The organism is Streptomyces changchenzhani (assembly GCF_039766235.1).
Lineage (GTDB): Bacteria > Actinomycetota > Actinomycetes > Streptomycetales > Streptomycetaceae > Streptomyces.
Genome location: NZ_JBDHNH010000003.1, coordinates 241,019 through 253,983, shown reverse-complemented (window position 1 = coordinate 253,983; position 12,965 = coordinate 241,019). Strand labels below are relative to the sequence as shown.

The following is a 12,965-nucleotide window of genomic DNA, read 5'->3' as shown; positions in this document are numbered from 1 at the left end:
TGCCAATGTGCACATACCACGCACTGCGGATCAGTAAGGGAAACGGTCACAAAAAGCAAATATGCCGACGCCCTCTGAACCAGGCCCTATCCCTGTCACGTGCGAGCTCAATACTTAATGCAGGAACGGGTCGGCGCAACCGGATTTAGATCGGGCACGAAACGTGCACCAGAAGTGACCGATCGGGCATAGGAAGTTCACTCACTCCCGGCTGAGGCTGCTCGGTGACGAGGATTTCCCGGCGCTCACCCAGGCCCACCCACTCCACACCTGCACGCTGGATACGGGCACGACTCGGGCATGACTCGGGCACGACCTTACCTGCCAACACGTTGCATTGGGGCGCAAGTTGAGGTAGCCGATGACGATCCTCGAATTTCCGAGAAAGCTCTCTGCATATTTCTCGCGAAGGAGGGAATCACTCTCCTCTTGCCCTGATGCTGCGCCTCTTGGAAATATCTGAGCGGCCTGGATATCTCACGGAGGAAGCGGTGCCCCGGCTGCCCCTGGAACTGCTCGCGGTGCCCGGTCTCGCCCGGCGCGCGCTCAGCCTGCGGCTGCCGATCTTCTCCGCCATGGCGCTCGGCCAGAGCGTCCAGCGCGCCCGGGGCGGACTCGGTGGCCGGATCGACGCCGTCCTGCGACCACGCGCCTTGGAGATCGTCCGCCAGGCGTTCGAACGCGAACGCGGGGGCGGGTCGTTCAGCAGCGACCCCTGGCTCACCAGCCTCATCAGCATCGGCGTCGCCCGCTCGGGGCTGGCGCCCGACATGGCCCGCGCCTCGGCCGGGTGGCTGACCGACACCGCGCTCCCGGGCGGCGGCTGGGGCCTGATGCCGCTCGACATCACCTGGTCCAGCTTCGCCTGCGCCGCCCTGCTGGAGGCGGGCTACGCCGACGACGTCCGGCTTGTTCCCGTCCGGGACATGTTCCGCCGCCGCCAGCAGGACGTTCCCTTCCGCGCGCTGGCCTGCCCCGCGGGGCACTGGGGGTTCTCCACCGACCGCAGCTGGCCGATGGCCCTGGAGACCGCCGAGATCAGCTCGCTGCTGCACCGCCTGCCCGGCGGCGCCACCGACCCGCACGCCCGGCGCGGCATCACCTGGCTGACGGCGATGCAGGACCGGTCGGGTTCCTGGAGTCTGGCCGTACGCGACAGCCGCCCGGGGGGTTTCGGGCCCTGCCCGCAGATGACCGCCAAGGCCGTGCATGCCCTGCTCGACTGCGGCGCGGCGCGCGACGACCCGCGTGTGACCAAGGCGCTGCGGAGCCTGGGCCGTAACCAGCGGGACGACGGCGCGTGGGAGGCCATGTGGTACCGGGGCCTGACCCCCGGCACCTCCGCCGCACTCGCCGCACTCACCCACGCCGGACGCGGCGCCAGTGAACCCGCGCGCCGCGCCCGGCGCTTCCTGCTCAACACCCAACTGTCGGACGGCTCCTGGAGCACCGGCGGGTACGACCCGGGAAGCGCCGACACCGACGTCACGGGTGGCGAAGGCACCGTCGAGGAGACCGCCTGGGCCCTGCACGCCCTGCTCCTGGCGGGCGAGGCGCCGGACTCCGCGGCCGTCGCGTCAGCCGCCAACCGCCTGCTGGCGCGGCAGGACAGCGACGGCACCTGGCCCGGATCGCCGGTCAACGAGTACGTACGCCACTGCTACCGCTACCCCGACCGTCTCCTCGCCACCGCACTCGCGGTCAAGGCACTGGGCCGCCTGCGCACGCCGGCCGGCCCCGGTGCGGCAGCCGACCGACGAGCGAACCAGGAGACACCGACGCCATGACAGACCATCCCCTCCAAGCCCACGACGGCCCCGACAACTACGACGTTCTGATCTGCGGAGCGGGCGTCGCCGGACTGGCTGCGGCCCGCGCACTGGGCGAACTCGGGCTACAGGTACTGCTGTTGGACAAGCAGCGCGCGCCCCGCGACATCGCCAAGGGCGAGGTGCTCCAGCCCGGCGCGCTGCGCGTCCTGCGCCGCTGGGGCACCGAAGCGATGCTGCGTGAGCGCGGCGGCGTCGACCTGGACCGGCTCGTCGTACGCGGCCCCGACGGCGCCGCCCTGATGTCGCTGGACTACGGGCAGCTCCCCCAGGGCGATCGTGGCCTGCTCGCCCACGACCACGCACAGATACTCGGAGCGCTCACCGAGGGGCTGCCGCCCGGCGTGGACATCCGCCGCGGCACGCTTGTACGTGAGGCGCTGCGCGGAGCGGACGGGCGGGTGACCGGGCTGGTCATCGCGCACGGCGACGGCGACAGCCAGGGTGGCGGCGACGCCGGTCGCAGCCAGGGCTCTGCCGACCGCGCCGTACACGCTCCGCTGGTCGTCGCCGCCGACGGCATCTCCTCGCGCCTGCGCCGCGCCGCGAACATCGCGGGGCGGCGGGTGGACTACCCCCGCCGCCTGGTCTCCGTCGAACTGGCGGGCGCCGGGGCCGATTCGCCACCCGAGGACTTCTCCGCGTACGTCACCGGTCGCGGACTGCGGCTGGTCTACCCGCTGCCCGGGGGACGGGTCCGGCTCTACCTCCAGACCGAGCCGGACGAACTGCGCGGGATGGGAGCCGACCGGTTCGCCGCATGGCTCGGCCGGGCCGTCGCCGAGGTCCCGGCGCTCACCGGCTTCGGTCCGGCCCTGGCCGACGCGGCGGGCACCCGGCAGATCTTCTCGGTCAGCCGGTACCTCGCCGACCGGTTCACCGCACCCGGCCTCGCACTCGTCGGGGAGGCCGGTTACGCCGTGCACCCCATGGCCGCGCAGGGGATGAACACCGCCATCACCAGCGCCGCGTCACTCGCCGACCAGCTCGCCAGGTTCCTTCCCGCAGCCGGGGGCGACGGTCGGCCCCGGCTCGACGCGGCCATGGTCGACGCCGCTCTCGACGCCTACCAGGCCGAACGCCGGCCCTTGCTCGCCTCGGCGGCGAAGACCAGTGCCAACGCGGCCCGGATGGTCACCGATCTGGCCTGGCCCGGCCGGATCGTCGGGCGGCGGGCGGTGCGCTGCACCGGAGCCAATCCGCGCCTGCTGCACACCGTCACGCACAACATGGCCGGGCTCGGACCCCGGCCCCTGACCCCGCTGGACCGCCTCCAGCAGATCGGCCTGCTGCCCGACCCCCGCGCCCATCGGGTGCCGGTGGGCTGACCGGCGGCCCCCGGGCCCGGCCGGGCGCCGAAAGCCGTCGTGACCTGCCGAACGCGGCCGTTCGTACGCGACGGCATGGTCCGCACTCGCCACGGCCCGAGACCCACCCGGACCGGCCGCCCTGCGGCGGACCATCAACTGCCCTGCTCAGCACGCTACTCAGGGGAGACACGTCCATGTCACAGCCCGTGTCACAGCCCGCAGCCGCCGAGGCCGAGCTCCACATACGCCCCGTGTCCGGCGCCGTCGGCGCGGAGGTGCGCGGACTCGACCTGAGCGAGATCACGGACGCTCAGTTCGAGCAGGTCCACGCGCTCATGCTCAAGTACCTCGTGCTGACTGCCGTCCACGTGCTGAAGGCCCCACAAATCGGTGAACTCTCCGCCGAACACCCGGTGGTGCGAGTCCACCCCGTCACCGGACGGCGTTCTCTCTACGTCACCCGGATGTGGACCTCACACATCCCGCAGCTGAGCCGCCAGGAGAGCGACGCCGTACTGCAGCACCTGTTCGACCACTCCGAGCAGCCGCGTTTCACCTGCCGCCACCGCTTCCCTGAGGCGCGCTTCGTTCACCTGTACCGGGAGGGACCGGACTGCGCGTTGTCCATGAGCCGCCACCCCGGCTTCCAGCTCATCGAGTTCCTGGCCGACCTCTCGCGGGAGACCGGCACCGAAGCGGCGGCGGAGCTGGAACGGCTACTGTCCGACGACAGCTTCGACTTGCTCTCCGCACTGAATCGGCCGATGCCGGTGGAGCGGTACGGCGCACTGTGGTCCCGGATGATCACCAGCGGCCTGGCCCACCTGGACGCCGTCCCGGCCGGTCTGCGCATGTCACTGGCCTTCGAGGACCTGCTCGACACTCCGGAGTACGAACTGACACGCCTCGCGGCGCACATCGGTGTCGAGCCGGACCCGGCATGGGTCGCAGCGGCCCGCCGCTCGTTGGACGGCGGCCGACGCGGCGCGAGCGGGCGCCTCCCGACGGACAGCCGTGCGGCCCAGCGCGCGAGCTGCGCCCCGGGCGCCCACGCGCTGGCGACGATGTCGGCGGAGGAGCGTGGGGCAGTGTCCGGTTCGTGAGCGCCGCAGGGCCTGCTCCCTTGCTCTACCTATCGTTTCTCGACAGATTTCGATCATGGATCGACCCCACTGCGGACGAGCGATGTTCGGTGGTGGTGGAGAGGGCCGGTCCGGGTGTCGGCCTTGGTGGTTGTACCGCACCCGGCGCACTCGTGGACTCAGTTCATGACGGCCGCCCGCCGAACTGCCAGTCGTGAACCTCGATGTCGGCGTACCGGTCCGCGGTGAGGACCGCGCGTGCCGTGTCCGGGTCCGGTGCCCGCACCAGCGCCGCCGTACCCAGCCAGGTGGCGCCGTCGTCAGAAAGCAGCGGCCCGTACGCGATCAACTCGTCCCGGCCCGGCGGCACGGTGAGGTCGGCCGCCTGCCCGGTGCCGAGGCCAAGCACCAGGTACCGGTTGCCACCGGTGCTGCCACCGGGGAAGTCCCACATGGTGCGCCCCAATGTGTTGCGCCACCGGCGCAGCAGCACGTCGCGGTACACACCTGCCTGGTAGCCGGGCTCGTCGAAGGCGAACGTACGGGCGGCGGCGGGATCGGGGAGGTCGACGATGTGCACGCTTCCGGTGGGTGCGTCGCCGTCACTGGTGAGGGTCGGGCCGCGGGCGATCATTTCCGTCGCGTACCGATCCATATAGGACCAGTGCTCTTCCAGCAGTTCTTTACGCAGTGCCAAGGAGCCGGGCCGATCACGGTGGTAGCAGATGAACTCCATGCCCTCAGTCTTCACCACCATGCGAACCGCTCTGACAGCGGCTCACCGGACCACCAGGACCGTCCACTTCCTCCCTGACCATCAACACCGTCAGCACACTGCTGGTGTGCGACCGGGACCGGTCCGGGAATAGGAGGTGAGGTCAGGTGTGGTTCAGTCTGCCTCGACGGGGTCGCAGCGGACGGTCGTCCGGATGGATCGCGCAGGTGAATAGCAAGGTCAGGGCCGGGGTCAGGGGTTGGTCCAGGCGCCGGGGACGTCGGTCAGCGCGGACACGTTGGCGGGCAGGTCTGCCGCTGCGACGTCTGCGAGCGTCACACCTTCGAGGATTTCGCGCACATTGGACCGCAGCGCGATCCACAAGGGAAGCAGCGATTCGGCGGGGCCCGTGTAGGACAGGTCCGGGGGCCGGACGCCGCGCACCGACACGAGCGGTCCGTCCACGACGCGTATCACATCCGCGATGCTGATGGACCGGGCGGGCTTGGCCAGGCGGTAGCCACCGTTGCCGCCGCGCCGGCTGAGCACCAGCCCACCCCGGCGCATGTCGTTCAGGATGCCTTCGAGGAACTTGTGGGGAATGTCCTGGGCATCGGCGATGGCCTCGGCCTTCAGCGGCCCGTCATCGAGTGAAGCGGCGAGTTGCAGCGCGGCACGTACCGCATAGTCCGCCCTGGCTGAGATCCGCATACGCGCATTATCGCGTACGGAGTCGGTCGGTGTCCCGCGGGTGGGCCGTCGGCCGCCGGGCACGGGTACAGCGTGCACAACCGCCCGAATGGGAAGTGTCGCGGCGACGGCTTCATGCACCATCCTGGCCGTCGCACCCCGGCGTCTTTCGCCGCCCGCGCGGGCCGGTCGAGTCGGCCGTACGGGTCAGGCGGGCAGGATGAACGGGGGGTGCGCGCCGTTGAGGAAGTAGTCCCCGACATCGCGGAGCCGGCCGGCGGCGGGCTCGTACAGGGTGTGGGTTCGGGCATTGCGCCAGAAGCGGTCGAACCCCAATCGTGAGGACACCGAGCGGGGCCCCATGATGTCCAGGGCTCGGGCGGTCGCATCCTGCACGGCTCTTGAGGTGGCGGCTTCGGCCACTGCCACGAGTACGGAGATCTCCGCGTACTGGTCATAGGTGAGGTCTTCGCCCCGTGCCAGCCCTGCGTGCAAGGCTTCCGTTGCCTGATCGGTGACCGCGGCAGCGGAGCGGGTGACCACCGTGAGCTCCCCGTAGACGGTCAGCACATGCGGGTCCTGCGGAGAGCTGACCGGCCAGACCGGGTGCCAGGGTGAGTTTCCCGCCCTGCTGTACTCACGGGCTTCGGCGAGTACTCCCTCGGCCATGCCGAGACAGAGCTGGGCAGAGACAAGACGTCCGACCGGCGATGCCAGGGCGGCCGACGGGGACAGCACATCCTCGTCCGCGGACAGGGAGCCGAGCAGTTTGTCGGCAGCGACCGGCACGGCGTCGAACTCCACACTGCCGCCGGCCGCCAGCCGCTGGCCGAAAGTGTCGCGATCAGCGTCGATCACCACTCCACGAGCGGCGGGATCGACGGCGACGGCGATTGGTTCACCGGTGTCGGCCCGCACGGCCCGCACCGCGAGGCGGTCGGCGACCAGGGCCCCGCTGACGTAGGTCTGCCGACCGTTCAGAACATAGCCGTGGGCGGCCTTGATCAGCCGCAGAGGGGGTTCCTGATGGGCGAGACCACCACCCCAACACCACTGCCCCGCCACGGAGTTCCGTGCGACCTGCGCGGCCAGGGCGGGCGTGGCGAAGAACCGGGCGCTCGACGACATGAAGTAGTGACAGCCGAGCAGTTGCCCGATCGCCCCGTCGGCCGCGGCGATCTCCCGGACAATGGCGTAGGCCGTGCGCCAGTCCGCGTCTCCTCCCCCGGACTCGGCCGAGATCATCAGCGTCAGCAGTCCCGCCTCACGCAGCCGGGACACCTCATCGAACGGCACCTTGCCTGCTTGTTCCCGGGCCACCGCATCTGTGGCCAGGTCGTCCGACGTCTCGCGGGCCACGCGCAACCAGTGCGCGCGGTCGAAGCCGGTCGAGGCGGCCGGTGAAATGGAATCCGGCGGTGCGGGGGCAGCGCCCATGGGAACAGATCTCCTCAATACCGGACGCAGGGTAGGGTGTTCGGCCCGACTCGCCGGTCGGGCACTTCGTAACCCACGCGCCGTACGGTCACGATCCCGTGCCGGTGTGCCTTGCCCAGCTTGCGGCGCAGGCGCGATGTGGACATCGACGGTGTGGCGGTCACCGACATGGCCGCCGTAGCCCCGCACGCGGTCCATCGGATGTGCGCGGGAGTGGACACGATCGGAGCGCAAACCAGATGGGCCGGCAGTTCGAACTCCACGTACATGAGGGTGACATCACATCGCCCCACCGCTGCGACCGGAGCCCATACCCGGTGCCTCATAAGGCAGGAGGGGTACGGGCAACGTACGAGCCTCGGGCCCTACACCTGACAGCAGGCGGCGCTTACGACATGACAGAAGTCGATGTGCCGACGACGAACGAGTCGCTGCTGTGTGTGGACCATGTGCATCATCCTGCGTGTCCCATCGAGCCCCGTCAACACTTCCCCAGTAAATCGATAGGAAACATAGGGAATGAAGGTTCGCGACGCCCGTTGTGTCCGGATTCATGGCGTGGGGCGCCGAGTTCCGCGTAGCCTCACCGGTCACCGGTCACCGGTCACCGCCGATCGCCGGGCGGGCGTCCGGGGCCGTCACTTTGTGCAGCTGGGCACGTACGGCGGCCAGTCTGATCCTGAACCTGCGCAGAGGCGTGGGCGGCAGAGCACGGGCGGAGCCGCGCGCGAAGTGGCGCTCGACATAGAACTGCCCCGCACTGAGCACGGTGGTGACGGTGATGTACCAGATGGTGGCGACCATCAGCAGCGGGATGACCTGGTACGTCTGGTTATAGACCAGCTGCACCGAGTAGAGCAGGTCGTGCACCGCCAGCACGCTGACGATGCTGGTGCCCTTGAGGGTGCCGATCAGCATGTTCCCTGCGGTCGGCACGATGGAGCGCATCGCCTGCGGTACGACGATCCGGCGCAGCGTGCGACGCCTGCCGAGTCCGAGAGCCTGGGCGGCTTCGGTCTGGCCAGCATCCACCGAGAGGATGCCGCCACGCACCACCTCCGCCGCGTAGGCGGCTTCGTGCAGGGTCAGCCCAATGACAGCGGTGAGGGTGGGGCCGAACAGGTTGACCGTCTGGACGGTGACGAACTGTGGGCCGAAGGGGATGCCGAGGCCGAGCGTCGGATAGAGGGCGCCGATGTTGAACCAGAACAGCAGCTGAACCAGCAGCGGAGTGGATCGGAAGATCCACACATAGCTCCAACTCAGCGTACGCAGGACCGGGTTGCCGGACAGGCGCAGCACCGCCAGCGGCGTGCCGAGCAGAAAGCCGAGCACCATCACCACACCGGTCAGCCACAGCGTGAGCAACAGCCCGTCGAGCACGGCGGCGGTGGTGAAGTACCGGCCGACGACAGCCCATTGGAAGGCGCGGTTGCGGACGACGGAGTTGACCACCATCGCAAGGACGAGCAGCGCGGCGGCAGCGGCCAGCCAGCGGGCCACATGCCGACGCGGCACGATCCGCGGCAGATCCTCGGGACCGCGACCGGCGGGTTTCGGACGCCCTGCGGTTGAGACGGGTACGGCCAGATGGGAGGAAGTGGTGATACCGGAAGGCGAGACCATGGGGAGGTTCTCCGGGGGGAGGGAGTCGCGGGCGTCGGTGACCACCTGGCGGCACGCGTATGTGGATATCGCGCGGACTCGGCGCGGGTACGGTGCGATGCCCGGGGCCTTGGCGTCATCATGTTCGCCGCGTCCCTCAACGCGGCCGCAAAGGCTGCCGCGCTCGGCGGAACCAGCCCGTCTGCGATCATATGTGTCCCGAGCTCGCCTGTGTCAACCAGGCACAGGAACCGGTCGGCGCCGGTCCGGCATCCGGGCAGTAGTTGACGAGAAGTGCGATGTGCGGCTCAATTGCCTCCATGAATGCCGAGCAGCACCTGGTCACCCGTGACCACATCGACTTCGGTCGGGTGTGGTCCGCGGCGTGTTGTGCCTGACTCGGCAGCGGGCTGCCCGACCGGCCCTTCCCTCCCTCGGTAACCCCGTCGCGGGCCGAGTTCGCTCTTTGTAGCCGTCGTACGCACTCGTTGAACATGCTCTGAAGTCTGTTCCGCGTACGGACGCTCCTGCGAACCCGGGCACACGCTGCTGCCATCCCGCCTTGCCCGAGGCCGCTGCCTCGGCCCCGGCGTCATCACACCTGCTCATTCCTGGATCACACCACCCTGACGCGCCGTCACACCCGGCCGCACCAAGGGCAGTTCACTCTGCCCATGTGCCGACCATGTGCTGCCCACGGCCCCAGCGGACTTGAGGAAAGGCCATCTCCGTCCCGGAATTGACGGTGGTTCATGTGCCGCCCTCCGACCCGCGTGTGGAACTGCTGCTGCGCGAACTGGGCGTCGAGTACTCGGCCCGCTACAGCAAGGACGCTGATGCCGAACTGGCCCGCTACCCGGACGAAGAATTCACCGCGCCCCATGGCGGCCTCCTGCTCCTGCTGCTGAAGCGCGGCGAGCCGGCCGCGGGCGGCGCCTTCCGCCGGTACGACGCGACTACCGCGGAGCTGAAACGGATCTGGGCGCACTCCCCCCACCGCAGGCGCGGCCTCGCCCGCAGGGTGGTCGGCGAGCTGGAGCGGGAGGCGGGCGCCCGCGGCTACCGGCGGATCTACCTGACCACCGGGCCCCGACAGCCGGAGGCCCGCGGCCTGTACCTGGCAACCGGCTACACACCACTGTTCGACACCGGCGCCGACCCGGAAACCATCGGCCCCCTGCCCTTCGAGAAGCACCTCGCGACCCACACCGTCAACGCACCTACCGGAAAGGTTTCCGCCCGGTGAATATTTCCGGAACCAGCCCCCGCCTGCGCCTCGCCGCCACTGCTGCGTTGCTTCCTCTGCTGGCACTGACCGCCTGCGGCTCCGGCAGTACGGACGGAGCCCCGGCGGCCGGAGCCCAGGGCTCGTCCGCACCGGCCGACAACGCGGTGGCCACCGTACGAAAGGTGCACTCCGTCGCCGCACTGCTGCCCGCCGATGTACGCCGGTCGGGCGCCCTGCGGGTCGGCAGTTCCGTCGGGTTCCCGCCCGGGGCGTACTACCCGCAGGGCACCGACGCAGAGAAACCTGTGGGCCAGGACATCGACATCGCGGACGCGGCCGCCAAGGTTCTCGGTATCGAGCTGGAGCGTCAGGACGCCTCCTTCGAGACGATCCTGCCCGCACTCGGCAGCGGCAAGTACGGCCTCGGGACAGGGAACTTCGGTGTCACCACAGCGCGTCTGAAGACCATCGACTTCGTCACCTATATCAACGACGGTCAGGGCTTCGCGGTGAAGAAGGGCAACACCGCGCTCGGCAAGAAGGTCACCGAACTCACCCAGCTGTGCGGACTGACCATCGGCACCGGGGCAGGCACCACCTTCGAGACCACGCTCGCCGCCCAGAAGGGTGTGTGCGCCAAGGCCGGCAAGAAGCCGTACGACGTGAAGGTCTTCTCGGAGAACGGGGCCACCGTCACCGCGTTGCAGCAGGGCCGGATCGACGTGGTGATGTCCACCATCAACGGGCTGAGGTACCAGGCGGCGCAGCCCGCCTCCCGGACCACGTTCCTGGGTGAGTTCCACCGGCTCGATGTCGGCTTCGCCTTCAAGAAGGGCTCTGCGCTCACCCGCGCCTTCCAGGCCGCCGTCAACCAGCTGATCGAGGACGGCACTTACGCCCGGATCCTCAAAAGGTGGGGCACCTCCGCCTCCGCGATCGATGCTTCGCGGATCAACCCGCCCGAGCACAAGTGATGAGCAGGAACACCACGATGGGACTCACCACCGATGCCGCGCCTGCCGACACGTCCGCTCCGGACACCGGCCACAACGGCGCCCGCGAAGGTCTCGCCCCCGACTCACTGAAAATCGTCCCCACCCGCCACTACGCCCGGTGGGCGGCAGCCGTCGCCGTGACCGTGCTGGCCGCCCAGTTCGTACACGGACTGGCCACCAACCCGATCTGGGAGTGGGGTGTCTTCGGGGACTACATACTGTCCGAGACGATCGTGCAGGCAGTGGGAGTGACCCTGCAACTCACCTCCTACGCCACCGTGTTGGGCTTCCTCCTCGGGACAGTGCTGGCCTTCATGCGCCTGTCGCACAGCCCGGTGCTCCAGACTGTCGCCTGGAGCTACATCTGGATCTTCCGTTCCATCCCGATGATCGTCCAGCTGGTGTTCTGGTTCAACCTGAGCGCCCTGTACAAGGAGCTGGGCGTCGGCATCCCATTCGGCCCGGTGTTCTGGTCCGTGGACAGCAACACCCTGATCGGCACCATCGGGGCCACCCTCATCGGGCTGTCGCTGCACCAGGCCGCGTACGCCGCGGAAATCGTCCGCGGCGGCGTCATCTCGGTCGACCACGGCCAGCTGGAGGCCGCCGCCGCACTGGGCATCCCGCGGCTGCGCCAGGTCCGGCGGATCGTACTCCCCCAGGCCATGCGCGCCATCCTGCCCACGGCCGGCAACGAGATCATCGGCCTGCTCAAGGGCACCTCGGTGGTCTACGTCATGGCGATCGGCGAGCTCTTCTACCAGGTGCAGGTGATCTACGGCCGCAACGGCCGGGTGGTCCCGCTCCTGCTGGTCGCCACCGCCTGGTACGTACTGCTGACCTCGCTGCTTTCGATCGGCCAGTACTACGTGGAGCGACGCTACGCACGAGGGGCCAACCGCACCCCACCGCCCACCCCCATCCAGCGCGTCCGGCGCTTCGTACGCAATCTGCGTTCCGCGGCCGCGCAGCGCAACCAACCCGCGATGCCCTTGGGAGACAGTCGATGAGCGACGTGATGGTGGACGTCCACGGCGTCCACAAGAGCTTCGGCCCGCTGGAAGTGCTGCGCGGAGTGGACCTCCAGGTACGCACCGGCGAGGTCACTGTGATCCTCGGCCCGTCCGGTTCCGGGAAGTCCACCCTGCTGCGCACCATCAACCACCTGGAGAAGGTCGGCCGAGGCTGGATCAGCATCGACGGCGAGCTCATCGGCTACCGAAGGTCCGGCGACAAGCTGCACGAGCTGAAGGAGAAGGACGTTCTGAAGCAGCGCACCCACATCGGTTTCGTCTTCCAGAACTTCAACCTCTTCCCACACCTCACCGTGGTGGAGAACATCATCGAGGCGCCGGTCTCCGCGCTGCGCCGCCCACGCAAGGACGCCCTGGAGACAGCCCATCGGCTCCTCGATCGCGTCGGTCTCTCCGACAAGGCCGAGGCCTACCCGAGGCAGTTGTCCGGGGGCCAGCAGCAGCGTGTGGCCATCGCCCGCGCGCTCGCCCTCGAACCCAAGGTGCTGCTCTTCGACGAGCCGACCTCGGCGCTCGACCCGGAGCTGGTCGGTGAGGTCCTCGATGTCATCAAGGACCTGGCACGCACCGGAACCACCATGATCGTCGTGACCCACGAGATGGGCTTCGCCCGCGAAGTCGCCGACACCGTGGTGTTCATGGACGGCGGAGTCGTCGTGGAACAGGGGTCGTCCGCGGCCCTGCTGGACGACCCGCAGCACGAGCGCACCCGCGCCTTCCTCTCCAAGGTTCTCTGACCAACCGTCATAGATCCTCAGACCAACCGTCATTCAAGGAGCACCACCGTGTCCACCATCGCCCGTCGCATCGCCGCCCCCGCGCTCGGACTCGCCGCCGCCCTCGTCCTCGTCGCATGCAGCAACCCCTCGGACGGCGGCACGACCGAGGTCGCGGCCACGACCGGCGCACGCACGAAGATCAACCTGAGCCCGGACCAGAAGCGCATCACAGCCGACAAGATCGACGCCATAGCGGCCAAGGTGCCCGCGGACATACGAAAGAGAGGAACCTTGGAGATCGCGCGGTGAGATGGGGAAGGC

At 69.1% G+C, this 12,965-nt stretch carries 12 protein-coding genes; 8 read left to right on the top strand and 4 right to left on the bottom strand.

All coding sequences use genetic code 11. The features are described from left to right. Positions 1 to 491: 491 nt before the first annotated feature. The 3 genes from ABCR94_RS12615 (at position 492) to ABCR94_RS12605 (ending at position 4,242) form a co-directional block, all read left to right on the top strand. Positions 492 to 1,787, top strand: coding sequence for a prenyltransferase/squalene oxidase repeat-containing protein (locus ABCR94_RS12615; protein WP_347119352.1), 1,296 nt, complete (start codon positions 492 to 494; stop codon positions 1,785 to 1,787). After that, positions 1,784 to 3,157 carry an FAD-dependent oxidoreductase gene (locus ABCR94_RS12610; protein ID WP_347119351.1) on the top strand — a complete coding sequence of 458 codons (1,374 nt, stop codon included), beginning with the start codon at positions 1,784 to 1,786 and terminating at the stop codon, positions 3,155 to 3,157. The genes ABCR94_RS12615 and ABCR94_RS12610 overlap by 4 nt, the downstream gene beginning before the upstream one ends. 176 nt (positions 3,158 to 3,333) lie before the next feature. Next, the gene (locus ABCR94_RS12605) at positions 3,334 to 4,242 is read left to right on the top strand and encodes a TauD/TfdA dioxygenase family protein (protein ID WP_347119350.1); all 909 of its coding nucleotides are present in this window, start codon (positions 3,334 to 3,336) and stop codon (positions 4,240 to 4,242) included. Positions 4,243 to 4,405: 163 nt separating this feature from the next. Here the strand turns inward: ABCR94_RS12605 and ABCR94_RS12600 are convergent, their stop codons facing one another. From ABCR94_RS12600 to ABCR94_RS12580, 4 genes are all read right to left on the bottom strand, one after another. Beyond that, on the bottom strand, positions 4,406 to 4,957 hold the full coding sequence (locus tag ABCR94_RS12600) for a YciI family protein (RefSeq protein WP_347119628.1): 552 nt from the start codon (positions 4,955 to 4,957) through the stop codon (positions 4,406 to 4,408). Between the two features lie 231 nt (positions 4,958 to 5,188). Beyond that, entirely contained in the window at positions 5,189 to 5,647 is a 459-nt protein-coding gene (locus tag ABCR94_RS12595; protein WP_347119349.1) for an RrF2 family transcriptional regulator, read from the bottom strand. A gap of 186 nt (positions 5,648 to 5,833) precedes the next feature. After that, positions 5,834 to 7,063 carry an acyl-CoA dehydrogenase family protein gene (locus ABCR94_RS12590; RefSeq protein WP_347119348.1) on the bottom strand — a complete coding sequence of 410 codons (1,230 nt, stop codon included), beginning with the start codon at positions 7,061 to 7,063 and terminating at the stop codon, positions 5,834 to 5,836. Positions 7,064 to 7,660: 597 nt separating this feature from the next. Next, entirely contained in the window at positions 7,661 to 8,689 is a 1,029-nt protein-coding gene (locus ABCR94_RS12580) for an amino acid ABC transporter permease (RefSeq protein WP_347119347.1), read from the bottom strand. A gap of 733 nt (positions 8,690 to 9,422) precedes the next feature. Here ABCR94_RS12580 and ABCR94_RS12575 point away from each other — a divergent pair. Genes ABCR94_RS12575 through ABCR94_RS12555 form a run of 5 tightly spaced genes read left to right on the top strand, consistent with a single transcriptional unit; the run spans position 9,423 to position 12,953 of the window. Further along, entirely contained in the window at positions 9,423 to 9,914 is a 492-nt protein-coding gene (locus ABCR94_RS12575) for a GNAT family N-acetyltransferase (protein WP_347119346.1), read from the top strand. Beyond that, a complete protein-coding gene (locus ABCR94_RS12570; protein ID WP_347119345.1) occupies positions 9,911 to 10,870 on the top strand; it encodes an ABC transporter substrate-binding protein in 960 nt (319 codons plus the stop codon). Before ABCR94_RS12575 ends, ABCR94_RS12570 begins: the two co-directional genes overlap by 4 nt. 17 nt (positions 10,871 to 10,887) lie before the next feature. Beyond that, on the top strand, positions 10,888 to 11,901 hold the full coding sequence (locus ABCR94_RS12565; protein WP_347119344.1) for an amino acid ABC transporter permease: 1,014 nt from the start codon (positions 10,888 to 10,890) through the stop codon (positions 11,899 to 11,901). Further along, the gene (locus ABCR94_RS12560) at positions 11,898 to 12,662 is read left to right on the top strand and encodes an amino acid ABC transporter ATP-binding protein (RefSeq protein ID WP_347119343.1); all 765 of its coding nucleotides are present in this window, start codon (positions 11,898 to 11,900) and stop codon (positions 12,660 to 12,662) included. Before ABCR94_RS12565 ends, ABCR94_RS12560 begins: the two co-directional genes overlap by 4 nt. A gap of 48 nt (positions 12,663 to 12,710) precedes the next feature. Continuing rightward, positions 12,711 to 12,953, top strand: coding sequence for a hypothetical protein (locus tag ABCR94_RS12555; protein WP_347119342.1), 243 nt, complete (start codon positions 12,711 to 12,713; stop codon positions 12,951 to 12,953). Positions 12,954 to 12,965 lie beyond the last annotated feature (12 nt).